Origin of the sequence: Shinella sp. HZN7, from assembly GCF_001652565.1 — a bacterium.
Classification (GTDB): Bacteria; Pseudomonadota; Alphaproteobacteria; order Rhizobiales; family Rhizobiaceae; genus Shinella; species Shinella granuli.
In genome coordinates this window covers 400,673-415,364 of sequence record NZ_CP015736.1, presented here as the reverse complement: position 1 = coordinate 415,364, position 14,692 = coordinate 400,673, and the positions used below count along the sequence as shown (strand labels likewise).

Sequence of the window (14,692 nt, the reverse complement as noted above, 5' to 3'; positions counted from 1 at the left end):
GTTAATGGTCGCGGCCTGGATGAGAGTAACCGCGGCCTCCGGCCAACCATTCGATGCAATCAGGTTCACTCACCGCCATGACCGCAACCGTGCATATCCTGCTCGTCGATGACGACCCCGCGGAAAACGTCATCCTCAGTGCGCTGATGCGCAAGGTGACGAGCTATGCGATCACCCTGCATTATGTAGAGACGGTGGAGGCGGCGCTGGATTTCATCCGCGCGGCCGGCGTGCGGCTCGACATGATCCTGATGGACAACCGCCTCCAGCCCCAGGCCGACTTTCGCGAGACCGTGCCGGAACTGAGGCGCAACGGCTATATCGGCCCGGTCGGCGTCATTTCCTCATCGATCAGCGATGCCTATTTCCAGAAGATCGACGACTACGGCGTCGATTTCCGCATCGACAAGGCCGAACTCGATCCGACGGCCATCGAGTTCATCCTCAGGGAATACGTCAAGCACGACATCAGCGCCGGAGAATGATCGCTGGCGCCTGGTGCGATTCCAGAGAATTGTGAAACCGGTCCGGTCCGACATCACGCGATGTCGGAAAGGCCGGGTTTTTCCACAATGGAAGAAAGCGGAAGGGCCTATTGGCCTCAGGCGGCGGGCTGGCGCGCGACCACGTCTTCCAGGCCGAGCAGCATGCCGATCTGCGGGCGGGCCTTGACGAGATCGTCGATCGTATATTGCTGCAGCACCTCGAAGAAGGCGTTCAGCGCCTTGCGCAGCGCCGAATTGAGGCCACAACTGTCGACCAGCGGGCATTCGATCTCGCCCGCCTCGAAACATTCGGCCATGGCGAAGGAATCCTCCGTCACGCGCACGACGTCGAACAGTGTGATCTCCGACGCGGGCTTCGGCAGGCGCACGCCACCATTGCGGCCGCGCACGGTCTCGATGATGCCGGCGCGCGTCAGCGGCTGGAGGATCTTGAACAGGAACAGCTCGGAGACACCGTAGGCCCTGGCGATTTCCGGAACGCGGCTGAGCTTGTCACCATTCGCCGCGCAGTACATCAACATGCGCACCGCATAGTTGGTTTGTTTCGTCAGACGCATCGGGAACTCCGAATCCGGTTTTCAAGTCCAAACACATATAGGATACTTCACTGTTTAGAACAATTCCAAAAAGCGGAAAATCACATTCATGTTATGGCAGGGATCGCACGGTTGACTGCGGGGGGCAAGCCGTTAAACACGACTTTAGCAGTTAAGAATAAATGCACCCAGGAGGACCAGATGCAACTGCTTAAGACGTCCCTCGCCGCCCTTGCCCTCTCGACAGCCGGTCTGGCGCTTGCCGCACCCGCCTTTGCAGATGGTGAAGTCAACATCTACTCCTACCGTCAGCCGGACCTGATCAAGCCGCTGCTCGACGAATTCACCAAGGAAACCGGGATCACCACCAACGTGCTCTTCCTCGACAAGGGCCTGGTGGAGCGCATCCAGGCGGAAGGTGCGAACTCGCCGGCCGACGTCATCCTGACGGTCGACATCGCACGCCTGACGGAAGCCAAGGAAGGCGGCGTCACGCAGCAGGTCCAGAGCGACGTCATCAACAAGGACATCCCGGCCCAGTATCGCGATCCGGACGGCGACTGGTTCGGCCTGACCACGCGCTCGCGCGTCGTCTACGCGTCCAAGGACCGCGTCGCACAGGACGAGATCACCTATGAGGAGCTTGCCGACCCGAAGTGGAAGGGCAAGATCTGCACCCGTGACGGCCAGCACTCCTACAATATCGGCCTGATCGCCTCGATGATCGCCCACCACGGCGAAGCCGAAGCCGAAAAATGGCTGACGGGCCTGAAGAACAACCTCGCCAAGAAGCCTGACGGCGGCGACCGCGACCAGGCCAAGGCGATCCTCGCCGGCGAATGCGACATCGCGCTTGGCAACTCCTACTATGTCGGTCTGATGATGACCAACGAGAAGGAGCCGGAGCAGAAGGACTGGGCGGCCGCCATCAAGGTGCTGTTCCCGAATGCCGGCGACCGCGGCTCGCATGTCAACGTCTCGGGCATGGCGCTCGCCAAGAACGCCCCGAACAAGGACAATGCGCTGAAGCTGATGGAATTCCTGTCGGCCGGCACCGCGCAGCAGATCTATGCCGAGCAGGTCTACGAATACCCGGTCCTGCCGGGCGCCGAGCCCTCCGACATCGTCAAGTCCTTCGGCACGCTGAAGCCGGATGCCCTGCCGCTCGTCGACATCGCGGCGAACCGCAAGAAGGCGTCGGAACTGGTGGACAAGGTCGGCTTCAACGACGGCCCGTCGCAGTAATCATGCAAGCCTTCCAAGGCGATAGGAAACGGCGGCCCTCGGGCCGCCGTTTTCGTTATTGCAGGTCCGGATCCGACTGGCCGGTGATGATCCGGCTGTAGTCGATGATGTCCTTCTTGCGCTGCGGCGTGCCCGGATGGGTGGAGAGAATGTTGGTGTTCCCCTTGTCGCCGAGCTTTTCCTCCAAGAGGCCGAAGAAGCGGGCGATCGCTGCGGGATCGAAGCCGGCCTTCGCCATCAGCTCGACCGAACGCCGGTCGGCTTCCGCTTCCGCGCTGCGCGAATAGGAGAGCGCAAGCAGACCGCCGCCCTGCACCAGCACGTCCTCTACCGCCGAGCCGACATCGCCGGCGATCAGCATGATGAGGCCGGTCATGCCGGCGGCGCGGTAGAACTGGCGCAGGCTGTGCTCCAGTTCGACATGGCCGATCTCGTGAGCGAGCACGCCGACGATCATTTCCGTGTCGGTGCCCGCCAGCTCGACGAGTTGGTCGGTGATGACGAGCGTGCCGTCCGGCAGCGCGAAGGCGTTCGGGCCGATCACGCCGCCGTCGCGAAAGTTGAGATTGTAGGCGCCTGCCCCGCGCGGCGACTGGGCGGCGATGCGCGCGAAACCATCGGCGATCTCCTTGCGGCGGCCGTCCGTCAGTTTCGTCGGCGAGAAGGTCGTCTGGTCGAGCGCCTCCAGCGTGCCCTGCGCCATCAACTGCGGCACGATCGGCGGCGTGGTGAGGATGGCGAGCTCGACAAGCGCCGGCACGCCCCAGCGATAAACCGCGCCGCCGAGCACGAAGGCGGCGAGCACGACGACGACGAGGCGGAGCCGGAACTGCTCCAGCCAGTGCACGAGGCCGGCACCGCCCTTGCCGCGCGCGGCGAGGTAGCGGTCGATGCCGTCATTGTCCCAGGTCTCGAAGACCGAGCCGTCGGGAAAGGTCACCCGGCGCGGGATGGCCCCGACGCGGCCGGAAATCTCGACCCAGGAGAGGCCCGCGCCGGCAAGCGGTTTTTCTCCGCCGACGGGCACGGCCGCGATTTCCCCGGCCCGCTCGACGAGGCGGGCCTCGACCGAGCGGCTGGAGCCGGCGGGATGCCAGTCTCCGCCGACGATGGTGGCATTGTCAGAAGCCAAAGTCGAAACCTTCAAAGTCCATGAACTCCGAGCCGACGGCCGAGCCCTGCGCCTCGATGCGGCTGAACAGTTCACCGATGTCACCCGTGAAGTTCACGCCGGTATGCTCCCATGTATAGCGCGCCATGCGCACCGCTGCCCAGGGCCGCATCAGACCGAAGGTCAGCAGCGTGACGATGACGTTGGAAATGGCGATCCAGGTGTAGCGGGTGCGCGAGACGTCGCTCAGCATGCGGTGCTGGCCATCGAAGGTCGTTGCCGACCAGGCGATGTTGCGCACGCCCGCGCGGTAGAAGAGACCCGAAATGCCGAAGGTGGCGAAGAGCACGATGTAACCGATCGCGCCGGCGATGAAGAGCGGGATCTGCTGTTCCGGCGACAGCGCACCGGGCGTTTCGATCATCGCCAGGATGAGCGGCAGGTTGAGAAAGGCGATCAGGGCGATGATGCCGAGGCCGAGGATGACGATGAGGAGCGACAGGAGCCAGGACTTGTAGAGCGGGCCGAGCTTCGGATCCGTATCGAAGGCCTTGCCGCCGTAGCGCAGGTTCGAGCCGATATAGCGCGAGACCCAGCGGCTGGCGAGCGGCGTGAGGATGCCGATGGTGATGACGGCGAGCAGGCTGCCGAGAATGAAGGCCTTGAAGGCCCCGCCCGCGCCGCCGACGAAATCGAAACGCACATTGCGATAGCTCGTAACGCGCGCGCTGAAGCGCAACCCCTTGGCGACGAGCCAGGGCAGCGCGATCAGCACGACCAGCGTCGGCAGCAGGACGAGGATCGGCACCAGCGTCGCGATGATGTTGAGCACGACGAAGGCGCCGAGAACGATGAGGCGTCCGATGAGGATCTGCAATCCCTTGGCATGGTATTCGAAGGATCGGCCAAGCAGCACGGTGTTGCCGTAGAAGTAACGGTTGCGCCGGACCTTCGCCCAGGCCGAATAGATGCCGAGCGTCAGGATCGTCAGCAGCACATTGACGATCCAGATGCCGAAATATTCCGACGCCTTGCCGGTAAACGTGATGCGGTGAAAGCCGCCCGCCTGTCCCGCGGGCGCAGCGGATGCTGCAAATGCCATGTCGTTTGCCCCTTCCAAATGCATAGAACACGAGGGCTTAACGGGCCGGGCCGTATGGCTATTCTTTGCAGAGCACAAAAAACCGGCAATGAAAAAGGGCCCCCATGCGGGAGCCCCTTCAATCCTATCCGGTCGAACGGATCACTTCATCGTCGGGATGGAGAATTCCGCACCGCCCTTGATGCCGGACGGCCAGCGGCTCGTCACGGTCTTGGTGCGGGTCCAGAACTTGATCGAGTCCGTGCCGTGCTGGTTGAGGTCGCCGAAGGCCGAGGACTTCCAGCCACCGAAGGAATGGTAGGCGAGCGGAACCGGGATCGGAACGTTGATGCCGACCATGCCGATGTTGATGCGGCTGGCGAAGTCGCGGGCAGCGTCACCGTCGCGGGTGTAGATCGCGACACCGTTGCCGTATTCGTGCTTCATCGGCAGGTCGAGGGCTTCCTCGTAGTTCTTGGCGCGAACGACGGAGAGGACCGGGCCGAAGATCTCGGTCTTGTAGATTTCCATGTCCGGCGTGACGTTGTCGAACAGGCAGCCGCCGACGAAATAGCCGTCCTCATAGCCCTGCAGCTTGAAGCCGCGGCCGTCGACGACGAGGTTTGCACCTTCCTCGACGCCCTTGTCGATGAGGCCGAGGATACGCGCCTGGGCCTCCTTGGTCACGACCGGGCCCATGTCGGCCTTCTCGTCGGTATAGGGGCCGATACGCAGGCTCTCGATCATCGGCGTCAGCTTTTCGATGAGGCGGTTGGCGGTTTCCTCGCCGACCGGCACGGCGACCGAGATCGCCATGCAGCGCTCGCCCGCCGAGCCGTAGCCGGCGCCGATCAGGGCGTTGGCGGCCTGGTCGAGGTCGGCGTCGGGCATGATGATCATGTGGTTCTTCGCGCCGCCGAAGCACTGGGCGCGCTTGCCGTTGGCGGCGGCCGTGCTGTAGACGTAGCGGGCGATCGGCGTGGAGCCGACGAAGGAGACGGCGGCGATGTCCGGATGCGCAAGGATGCCGTCGACCGCACCCTTGTCGCCGTTGACGACGTTGAGGATGCCCGCCGGCAGGCCGGCTTCGATCATCAGTTCGGCAAGGCGGATCGGCAGCGACGGATCGCGCTCGGACGGCTTGAGGATGAAGGCGTTGCCGCAGGCGATCGCCGGGGCGAACATCCACATCGGGATCATGCCCGGGAAGTTGAACGGCGTGATGCCCGCGCCGATGCCGACCGGCTGGCGGATCGAATACATGTCGATGCCCGGGCCGGCGCCTTCGGTGAATTCGCTCTTGGACAGGTGCGGAATGCCGATGACGAATTCGCAGACTTCGAGGCCGCGGATGACGTCACCCTTCGAGTCCTCGATGGTCTTGCCGTGTTCGCGCGAGATCAGCAGGGCGAGCTCGTCCATGTTCTGGTTGAGAAGCTCGACGAACTTCATGAAGACGCGGGCGCGGCGCTGCGGGTTGGTGGCGGCCCATTTCGGCTGCGCGGCCTTGGCGCTGTCGATGGCGGCCTGGAGATCCGCATCGCTGGCGAGCGCGACCGTCGCCTGAACCTCGCCCGTCGCCGGGTTGTAGACGTTTGCGGTGCGACCGCTGGTGCCGGCGACCTTCTCGCCGTTGATGAAATGGCCGATCTCGTACATGGGGAGTCCTCCGTTTGTTGTGAGAGGATCATCGCACTTCAATTTGCACAACTCAATCACCTTGGATAAGGAACCGTTGTGCAGAAATTAAAGCCGGAGGCAAAGATGAACTGGGATGACGCCCGCATGTTCCTGGCGGTGGCCCGCACCGGGCAGATCCTCGCCGCCTCCCGCCGCCTCGGCGTGAACCATGCCACGCTCAGCCGCCGGGTCAGCGCGCTGGAGGAGGCCTTGAAGACGCGCCTCCTCATCCGCCGCACCAATGGCTGCGAGCTCACCGCCGAGGGCGAGGCCTTCTTGCGCGCAGCCGAGCGGATGGAGACGGAGATACTGACGGTGCAGGCGAGCATCGGCCGCATCGATACCGCCGTCGCCGGCACGGTGCGGGTCGGCGCACCGGACGGGTTCGGCGTCTCCTTCCTCGCGCCGCGCCTCGGCCGGCTGACGGCGCGCCATCCGGAGCTGAAGATCCAGCTCGTGCCGGTGCCGCGCTCCTTCTCTCTCTCCCAGCGCGAGGCCGACATCGCCATCACGCTGGAACGGCCGGAACAGGGGCGCCTCGTCTCCTCCAAGCTGACGGACTATACGCTCGGCCTCTATGCTTCGCGCGCCTATCTCGAAGAGAACGGCACGCCGCAAACCGTCGAGGACCTCAAGGCCCATCGGCGGGTCGGCTATGTGGAAGACCTGATCTTCACCGCCTCGCTCAATTTCACGGGCGAGATCATGCGCAGCTGGGATGCGGGCTTCGAGATTTCCAGCGCCACCGGCCAGACGGAGGCCGTGCGTTCCGGCGCCGGCATCGGCATCCTGCACGATTACATTGCCCGGCAATATGACGAGCTCGTCCGCCTGCTGCCCCGCACCGCCATCCGCCGTGCCTACTGGACGACCTGGCACGAAAGCGCGCGGGACCTGACGCGCGTGCGCACCGTCGCCGAGTTCGTGCAGGAGATCGTGCAGCAGGAGCACCACATCTTCCTGTGAGCGTCAGTCGCCCGCGGTCAGCGCGGCCGTCTCGGGCATCGGCACCAGAACGCTTCTGGTCCGCGGCGTCTGCTTCTCTCCGGCCTGCTCTGCCGGCTTTTCGGCGACGGCGATCTTAACCTTCTTCTGGCCGGCCTCGCCCGGGAGCGGCACGCGCACGGCATTGCGGATGACGGCCGGCTTCTCCACCCGCGTCTCCTCGACAACCCGGCGCTTCGGCGTGTGGCGCGGCTCTGCGCCATCGTCGATCATCGCCACGGGCTCGGCGCGCACCGATACGGGCTGACTGCGCAGGATACCGCTGCCGCCGGCATAGCGCAGCATGTCGAAGGTCTGGCGCGTCACCGGCTTCAGCCGCATGCCGCCCATCAGCGCGGCGATGCGCTCCTCCGGCATGGTGGGATGGCAGAAGCGCAGGCGCACCTGCGCGGAATAATTGCCATCCCCGATACGACCCATCGCCGTTTCGCTGGGCGGCGCCGTCCGCTTGGCGAACTGCCAAGCATAGAGGCAGCTTCCGGAGGTGCCGAGCGGCCCTGTCGCATAGCCGTAGACGCCGTGCATGTTCTGGCCGGCAGCCGCGTTGATCTTCATGGCCACACCCGGCAGGGCCTGCCGCATCTCGGCAAGGATCGCCCGCCGCGTCGGCGCGCGCAGGAAGGCGACGCCCTCGGCGGGCGTGCCGACCCGCACCGTCAGCACGTTCTCGCCGGCGGAAGCCGTCGCGTTGGAATAGACGATCGCCTGCTCGAAGAATTCGCCGCGCACCGTCTGTCGCACGCTTTCGATGCGCCCGGAGATCGACGGCAGGTAGGCGGCGGCGAATTCCGGCGAGACCTCCGTCGATATCGGCGGCGCATCCGGCCGGATGGAGCCGGTTTCGAGGAATGGGTCGTGCACGGCGGTGCAGCCCGTGGCAAGGAGCGGAAGTGCAGCGAGAAGCAGCCAGCGCATGAAGGAACCTATCGGATGGGGGCCGTGGAGACGGCAAGGCCGCGGGCGGCCGCCGGGTCGTAGAGATGCATGTTGAGCCGCGCGAAGACCGCCTGCGCCTGGCCGCGATTGCCGAGATGGTAGTAGGCCCAGCCGCGCAGCTGGCTGAGGTCCGCCGGCTCGGCGACGAGGCTGGCGCGCGCGTTCAGCGCATCGAGCACGCGCTGGTACTGCTTGTGGTCGAAGGCCGAGCGGGCACGCTGCCAGTAGATCTCGGCCCGCACCTCGCGATCGCGCTTTTCCGTTAGCGGATAGAGGCCGATCATCGCCTCGGCATCGTCCGTCAGCCGGCCGCGCAGCAGGGTGAGCGCCGCGCCATAGGCGGCATCCGCCTGCGTGCGGCTGTTGCCGAGCGCCGCCTCGAAAGCGTTGCGGGCTTCGGCCAGCCGGTTCAGTTCGAGATGGCACCAGCCCTTGATCAACATGGCATCGGCGGAGATCGCGCCGCGCGTTTCCAGCGCGGAGATCTCCTTGATGCAGGCGCTGAAGCGCTTTGCCTTGAAATGCGCGAGGTAGCCGGTGCCGCCGCCCGTGGCGGAGGCGACGGGCATCTCGACGGCGACGCTGCGCCGGCCCTTCGGCGGGGTCGCAACTTTGATCTCGGCCCAGATCTCCGGATAGATCGCGCGGTACTCTGCCTCCAGCGCGGCATAGTCCTTCCTGGCGCCGAGGCGCAGCAGGCTGAGGGCGAGGCCCTTGACGCGCACCGGCGCACTTTCCCAGTCGAGCGATTTTTCAAACCAGGCCTTCGCCGCCTCGTATTGCCGGGAATTGTAGGCATACCAGGCGAGGATTTCTGCATGGTCGGCATTCGACGTCGCGAGGATGGCATTGCTGTAGGCGGTGACAGTCCTGACGTCCGCATCCGGCTGGTCGGGCTTGGAGAAGCGCAGCGACAGCGCATTCATCAGGAATTCCGGGTCGGCGGAGAGATCGTCGATATGATCTTCCGCGACGGCATAGGCCTCGTCCTGCTTGTTCTGCGCGGCGAGCGAGAGGTAAAGGCCCTTGGCGTTTTCCACGTCGCGGCGCTTTGCGAGCGCCGCCTTGAACCAGCGCTCGGCATTTTCAGGCGCCTTGAGCTTCAGGTCGTACCAGCCGAGCAGCGAGAGGTCTTCGAGACGTTCGCCCCGTTCCGCCGCCGCCCGCAGCGTGCCGACCTCTCCTTCGGCAATCGGTGCCTGGCGCGTCGCGTCCGCATTGAAGTCCGCGACGTCCTTGCGGGTGAGATCGAGCTCGACGGGTTGCAGACCGGCCTGCAGCAGCGGCGAGGTCGCCAGCAGGCGCATCGCCTTGCGCACGTCCCCGGCGGGGAAATCGCGCGTCGATTTCTGCAGGGTGGTGAGGATCTGCGGGTCCGGCAGGCGCTTGTCGCCCTGCCGGAAGAGCAGGCCGCGATAGGCACCCGACAGCGCATCCTTCGCCCCGGTCTGCGCATAGGCATCGAGCAGCATCCAGACGAGATCGACTTCCGTCTCCCTGGCAGGATCGACGGCCTTGCCGGCCTCGATGACGCCCATCCAGTCCTTGCGGGCGGTGGCGGCCATCATCTCGACGCGCTGCTTGCGGCGGGCGAGCTTTCCGGAAAAATCCGCGCTCGGCGTCCATTCCGGGTTTTCCGAGCGGCGGCGGCCGATCTCGGCCTCGATGCCGGTGAAATCGTTCTTGTCGTAGAGCGCCCAGAGCGCGCTTTCATCCACCTGCCGGGCGGCCGGCGAATAGACGTCGGCAGGCACCACGAAATCCGGATATTTCAGCCGCAGCCGGTTCGTCTCTGCCTCCAGCCGGTCCTGTTGCTTCTGTCCGGCATAATAGTAGAGCGCGGCCAGTTCCACCGCGTCGGGGCCGGCCTTGGCATCGGCCGCCAGCGCCATCGATGACAGCGCCGAGGAGCCGAGCAGCAGGGTCGCAAGGAACAGCGTTCTCATCGGTCGGACCTCACGCCCTTCTTCGGCACCGTCAGCCCGAGCCAGACGGCGAAGGCGCCGAGGCAGGCGAGCACGAGCAGCACATAGATCTGGAAATTGTCGGAGAACCGGGCGGCCGCGACCCGGCGCAGGTTGCCGGGGCTGCGGTCCGACAGGTCGGCGATGTAGTGATCGGCGGCCGGCAGGCTGACGAGCGCAAGGCCCGCCGTCTCGATCGCCGCGGTGCCACCCTGGAGGTCGCGCCAGACGGCGGGTTCGACGAGCCGGTTGACGCCCGCCTCCACATCCCGCGGCGCATCGGCCTTGATGACGGTCCAGGTGGCCAGCCCGTCGGGCGAGCGCATCTGGGAGAGCGTCACGAGCGAACCTTTACCGTGGGGCGAAAGCCGCGTGGCATCCTCGCCCTCATAGTTCAGCCAGCGGCCGAAACTGTTCGTCGCGGCGGCGAGCCAGCGCTGCGCCCGGTCGCCGAAGGAAAGCGCATCCTCTCCGCCCGCCGTCGAATCGTGGAAGGCCTGCAGGAGATCCGCGGTCTCGTTGCCCGTCGCGGCACCGGATACCGAGGCGGTGACGAGCATATCGGGCTTCAGGAGATCGGCGACGGAGGCGCCGATGTCGTCCGTAGTCGGGAAAGCCGCCTTGTCCGCCGTGCCGAGCTCGGCGAAATCGTTCTGCGAGGCGACGACCAGCGCATCCCGGCCGGTGCCCTCGGCGGGCGTGCCGATAGCGATCCGCGCGTTGAGCGGCGCACGGGCGGAAAGGGCAAGGCGCGACAGCATGGTCAGCCCGGCGCCGACCGACTGGTGATCCGCCCGGTCGATGACGAGATCGAAGGCCTTGCCGCCACCATAGGGATAGGCCTTGCCGGCAAGCGCGGCGAGATCGGGCAGCCGGCCGACCCGGGCGAGCGCGGGAACCTCGATGGCCGTGGTGTCGAGCAGGATGAAGCGCGGCTTGCCGTCGTCGCGCTCTTCCGGCCGGCAGGCGGCATCCGCCGCAATCGGCAGCTCGGCCAGCAATTCCACACGGTTGGCGCCGGGGCGGAAGGCGCGCAGCGGCAGTTCGATGCGCTTGCCGTCGAACTGCTCGCCCGCGCGGTTGCGGAACGGATAGCTCTTCACGACCTTGTCGTTGACGCGCACGAGAAGCTGGGCGGTCTGATCGAGGCCCGGCGAGGTGGCGGCGGAGAGTCGCAGATCGAGCGTCGCATATTCCGCCGGATAGAAATCCGCCGGCATCTCCACGGCAAATTCGGTGCGCGAGAGGCGGCCGGAGAAGACGCGGGTCTCGTAGCCCGCCTCCCGGAGCGTGCGGCGCTCGCCGGCATCGACCGCGATCACGCCCCTGCCCTTCTCGAAGATGCCGGACTTCAGCCCGTCGGCCATCGGCCCCTTCACGGCGGCAAGCACGGCCGCGTTGACATCGCCGAGGCCGGCGGCGCGCATCACGACCGCGGCGCGATCGGGCGAGGCGCCGGCCTGCACGGAAAGCCCGCGCGGGGCGGCCGAGAGGCCGAGCCCGGAAAGCACGCCGGCACCGCTGCGGTCCATGGCCATGACGAGATCGATGCCGGGACCCGTGCCCGGCCTGTCCGCGACCGATACGGTCACGTCGTCGCGGTTCAGGAACAGCACGAGCGCCTGCAGCACCGGTGCGACCTCGTTCAGCGCCTCGGCACCGGACGCGCCGGGAACGACGACGCGGATTTCCGTGCGCTGCGCCGCGTTGCGGCGAACGGCGAGCAGGCTGTCGAAATCGGTGAAGGGCGCCGCAACGCCGGTGGCAAAGCCGCTCAGCGCCGGGTCGAGCTTCGTCCAGAGTTCATAGGTCGCATCGAGCGAGCAATCGACCCGGTGATGCTGCCGGGCGCGGACCTGCACGACATTGCGGCCGGCCCGGAGGTATTCCGGGGCGACGGCGATCGTCTGCGTCAGCGTGCCGTTCGGCGCGGCGATGGCGAAGCTGCCGACCTCCCGGCCATTCACCTCGACATCCACCTTCGCCGTGTCGGGAAGCACCGAGACGGCATTGATATAGGCAAGGTTCAGCGCACCGCCGGCGGAGACCTGCGGGCCGTCGAGCCGGAAGGTGAAGGTCGCGACGGCATCCTCGCCGGAGAGCGTGAAGGCGCCCGCCGACTGTTCGAAGGGCACGAGCATGGTGGCGGGGGCATCCTGCGCCGTCGTGGCCTTCCCGGCCTCTACCGGCTGGGGCAGCAGGCCGCCGGCAAGCGCCGTACCGTCGAGAAGCGGCATGACGGCGTCGGCCACCAGGCCCTCGGCCCGGCCGGGGGCGGCGGAGGCAACAAGGAGCGCAAGCCCCAGCGTTCCGAGAAGAAATGTCTTAGCCATAGGCCTGGGTTCCTGTGAGGACCGGCGGCAGGTCGGCTGCGCGGCCGGGGATCTTGGCATTGTTTTCCTTCACCACGATGGGGGCATCGGCGAAGGACTGGACGGCGCTTTCGCGGATGAGGCCGGCGGAATATTGCAACGCCCGCAGCGTCTCGCGGATGCTCCAGAGGGCGAAGCGCGAGGTGCCCCAGAAGAAGCTGCGGCGCACCTGGCGGCGGGCGATGCGCTCCTGCAGCACAGCCTGGTCGGAATACATCAGCTCGGCGATCGCCAGGAAGGTTTCCGGCGTGCGCTCCTTGTAGGCGAAGCCGTGCACCGCGCCCTCGCCGGCAGCGCGGCTGGAACGGCAGACGACGTCGAAGGTGATGACCTGACCGGCGCGACGAAGCTCGATCGTCGCTTCGAGCGGGTTTTCAAGGTCGATCTCCGGCGCCTTGTCGACGAATTCCACCGAGACGCCGCCGAAGGAGGCATCCTGGATGATGATGTTGCAGAGCTTGCCGTCGGCCTTCATCAGCGCATGGCGCTTGACCGGCAGACGCTGGTTGCGACGCAGCTCGCGGCGCTCGGCGACGGCGCCGAGGGCGGCCCCGGCAAGGCCGAGATTGATGAGGTTCCAGCCCGCCACGATCATCAGGAGTTCGGTTGCGACCGGCTCGGTCAGGAAGCGGTAGCCGGAATAGAGCGCGGCCGCCAGAAGGAGGAAGAAGATGATGAAATAGGGCCGGGCGAGCGGCGACAGCATGCTGCGGTCGAGCGTCTGCCCCTTGGCCGTGACGTTGAAGGTGGGCTTCCTCGGATTGCGGATCACGCTGACGATCGAGCCGAAGAGCAGCACCGACTGGACATATTCATAGAGCTCGGAGACCCAGGGCCAGCGCACGCGGCCGTAGAGATAGCTCTGCATGGCGAAGGAGCCGATGAGGTAGGTCACCGCATAGGAGGCGAATTCCAGGATGTTCGCCTGGTAGATCTCCAGCGAGAAGAAGATGTAGAGCAGCGGCGAGAAGACGAAGGCGAGCCGCGACAGCGGGAACAACCAGAACAGGTTGATGCCGGCATAGCAGACGCGCTGGGCGAGCGTCAGCCCCCTGGCGAGGAACGGCCGGTTGAGGATGAGGATCTGCAGCATGCCCTGGCACCAGCGGGCGCGCTGGCCGATGAAGGACACGAAGGTTTCCGGCTGGAGGCCGGCGATCAGCGGTTTGTCGACATAGAGGCTGTGCCAGCCCCTGGAATGCAGCGCCAGCGCCGTCTCGCAGTCCTCTGTGATCGACTGGCCGGAAAAGCCGTTCGCCGCCGCAAGCGCCGAGCGGCGCAGCACCGCCGCCGAGCCGCAGAAGAACGAGGCGTTCCACTTGTCGAGCCCGCGCTGCAGGATCGAATAGAACATCTCGTTTTCCGAAGGCATGCGCGCGAAGGTCTGGAGGTTCTTTTCGAGCGGATCCGGGTTGAGGAAATAGTGCGGCGTCTGGACGAGGAAGAGTTTCTTGTCCTGCCGGAAGTAGCCGACCGTCTCGCGCAGGAACTCGCGTACCGGCGCATGGTCGGCGTCGAAGACGACGACGAGTTCGCCGTTCGAGACCTTCAGCCCCTCGTTGAGATTGCCGGCCTTGGCGTGGTCGTTCTGCTTGCGGGCGTGGTAGTGCACGCCGAGCGAGGCGCAGAGCGCCTTCAGTTGCTCGTGGCGGCGGATCGCCGCGATCGAGATGCGCGGGTCCTTGTGGTTGCGCTTGGCTTCCGTGCCGCCGTCATCGAGCAGATAGACGTTCAGCTTGTCCTTCGGATAGAGCAGCGACTTCGCCGCCGCAAGCGTACCGGCAAGCAGCTCCGGCTCCTCGTTGTAGGACGGGATGAAGACGTCGACGGTCGGCAGGCTCGCCGCATCGCCCGCCTCCGGGCTTTCGCGCTTTACGGGATCGGCCAGCATGAAGAAGCTGATCGCCAGCATGGCGAGGCAGTACATTTCCGCCAGATAGAGGATCAGGCCGGGAATGAAGTTCAGCGGTTCGTGGATGCTCGGCAGCGTCTCTGTCGTGCGCCAGAAGGCATAGCGCATGGCGAGGATGCCGGCAAAGATGAAGGTGACGAGCCGGAAGGTGGTGTTCTTCGGGCGGGTCATCGCCAGGAACATCACGCCGAGCACGGCGAAACTTAGAATGAGCTGTGCCTGAAGGCTGATCGGCAGCCAGAGAAGGAACAGCCCGAACATGCCGGCGGGAACCGCCAGCCACTTGACGCACGTCATGTGCATTTGAAGAACCCCATTTGCATCGCGGCAGCGCGTCATGCGGA

The 14,692-nt window shown here is 65.8% G+C and carries 11 protein-coding genes; 3 read left to right on the top strand and 8 right to left on the bottom strand.

The features are described from left to right. Positions 1-77 precede the first annotated feature (77 nt). A complete protein-coding gene (locus shn_RS01980; protein WP_064328944.1) occupies positions 78-485 on the top strand; it encodes a response regulator in 408 nt (135 codons plus the stop codon). A 116-nt stretch (positions 486-601) separates the two neighbouring features. On the opposite strand, the gene rirA is transcribed toward shn_RS01980, so the two are convergent. Next, positions 602-1,063 (bottom strand): iron-responsive transcriptional regulator RirA, encoded by a 462-nt coding sequence (gene rirA / locus shn_RS01975; RefSeq protein ID WP_064328943.1) that lies wholly within the window; start codon positions 1,061-1,063, stop codon positions 602-604. 180 nt (positions 1,064-1,243) lie between these two features. Between rirA and shn_RS01970 the strand changes: the two genes are divergently transcribed. Continuing rightward, on the top strand, positions 1,244-2,287 hold the full coding sequence (locus shn_RS01970) for a Fe(3+) ABC transporter substrate-binding protein (protein WP_064328942.1): 1,044 nt from the start codon (positions 1,244-1,246) through the stop codon (positions 2,285-2,287). 55 nt (positions 2,288-2,342) lie between these two features. On the opposite strand, the gene shn_RS01965 is transcribed toward shn_RS01970, so the two are convergent. From shn_RS01965 to shn_RS01955, 3 genes are all read right to left on the bottom strand, one after another. After that, the gene (locus shn_RS01965; protein ID WP_064328941.1) at positions 2,343-3,419 is read right to left on the bottom strand and encodes a M48 family metallopeptidase; all 1,077 of its coding nucleotides are present in this window, start codon (positions 3,417-3,419) and stop codon (positions 2,343-2,345) included. Beyond that, positions 3,409-4,500: a YjgN family protein gene (locus shn_RS01960; protein ID WP_064328940.1), complete on the bottom strand. Its 1,092-nt coding sequence runs from the start codon at positions 4,498-4,500 to the stop codon at positions 3,409-3,411. Before shn_RS01960 ends, shn_RS01965 begins: the two co-directional genes overlap by 11 nt. A 141-nt stretch (positions 4,501-4,641) precedes the next feature. Further along, on the bottom strand, positions 4,642-6,138 hold the full coding sequence (locus tag shn_RS01955; protein ID WP_064328939.1) for a CoA-acylating methylmalonate-semialdehyde dehydrogenase: 1,497 nt from the start codon (positions 6,136-6,138) through the stop codon (positions 4,642-4,644). 105 nt (positions 6,139-6,243) lie between these two features. Between shn_RS01955 and shn_RS01950 the strand changes: the two genes are divergently transcribed. Beyond that, a complete protein-coding gene (locus shn_RS01950) occupies positions 6,244-7,125 on the top strand; it encodes a LysR family transcriptional regulator (RefSeq protein WP_064328938.1) in 882 nt (293 codons plus the stop codon). Positions 7,126-7,128: 3 nt separating this feature from the next. Here shn_RS01950 and bcsN read toward each other — a convergent pair whose 3' ends face one another. The 4 genes from bcsN to bcsA are packed head-to-tail and all read right to left on the bottom strand — an operon-like array spanning position 7,129 to position 14,651. Further along, the gene (bcsN, locus tag shn_RS01945; RefSeq protein WP_064328937.1) at positions 7,129-8,079 is read right to left on the bottom strand and encodes a cellulose biosynthesis protein BcsN; all 951 of its coding nucleotides are present in this window, start codon (positions 8,077-8,079) and stop codon (positions 7,129-7,131) included. Positions 8,080-8,087: 8 nt separating this feature from the next. Further along, positions 8,088-10,046, bottom strand: a complete 1,959-nt coding sequence (locus shn_RS01940) for a hypothetical protein (RefSeq protein ID WP_064328936.1) — start codon at positions 10,044-10,046, stop codon at positions 8,088-8,090. Then, positions 10,043-12,397: a cellulose biosynthesis cyclic di-GMP-binding regulatory protein BcsB gene (locus tag shn_RS01935; RefSeq protein WP_064328935.1), complete on the bottom strand. Its 2,355-nt coding sequence runs from the start codon at positions 12,395-12,397 to the stop codon at positions 10,043-10,045. The genes shn_RS01940 and shn_RS01935 overlap by 4 nt, the downstream gene beginning before the upstream one ends. Then, complete coding sequence (gene bcsA, locus shn_RS01930; protein ID WP_245337350.1) at positions 12,390-14,651, bottom strand: UDP-forming cellulose synthase catalytic subunit; 2,262 nt, start codon at positions 14,649-14,651, stop codon at positions 12,390-12,392. Before bcsA ends, shn_RS01935 begins: the two co-directional genes overlap by 8 nt. Between the last annotated feature and the right edge of the window lie 41 nt (positions 14,652-14,692).

What these genes read in the sequence shown, in the direction of transcription:
- bcsN (WP_064328937.1), bottom strand. Translation starts at nt 8,079, where the DNA reads ATGCGCTGGCTGCTTCTCGCTGCACTTCCGCTCCTTGCCACGGGCTGC.
- rirA (WP_064328943.1), bottom strand. Translation starts at nt 1,063, where the DNA reads ATGCGTCTGACGAAACAAACCAACTATGCGGTGCGCATGTTGATGTAC.
- shn_RS01980 (WP_064328944.1), top strand. Translation starts at nt 78, where the DNA reads ATGACCGCAACCGTGCATATCCTGCTCGTCGATGACGACCCCGCGGAA.
- bcsA (WP_245337350.1), bottom strand. Translation starts at nt 14,651, where the DNA reads ATGCACATGACGTGCGTCAAGTGGCTGGCGGTTCCCGCCGGCATGTTC.
- shn_RS01955 (WP_064328939.1), bottom strand. Translation starts at nt 6,138, where the DNA reads ATGTACGAGATCGGCCATTTCATCAACGGCGAGAAGGTCGCCGGCACC.
- shn_RS01970 (WP_064328942.1), top strand. Translation starts at nt 1,244, where the DNA reads ATGCAACTGCTTAAGACGTCCCTCGCCGCCCTTGCCCTCTCGACAGCC.
- shn_RS01940 (WP_064328936.1), bottom strand. Translation starts at nt 10,046, where the DNA reads ATGAGAACGCTGTTCCTTGCGACCCTGCTGCTCGGCTCCTCGGCGCTG.
- shn_RS01960 (WP_064328940.1), bottom strand. Translation starts at nt 4,500, where the DNA reads ATGGCATTTGCAGCATCCGCTGCGCCCGCGGGACAGGCGGGCGGCTTT.
- shn_RS01935 (WP_064328935.1), bottom strand. Translation starts at nt 12,397, where the DNA reads ATGGCTAAGACATTTCTTCTCGGAACGCTGGGGCTTGCGCTCCTTGTT.
- shn_RS01950 (WP_064328938.1), top strand. Translation starts at nt 6,244, where the DNA reads ATGAACTGGGATGACGCCCGCATGTTCCTGGCGGTGGCCCGCACCGGG.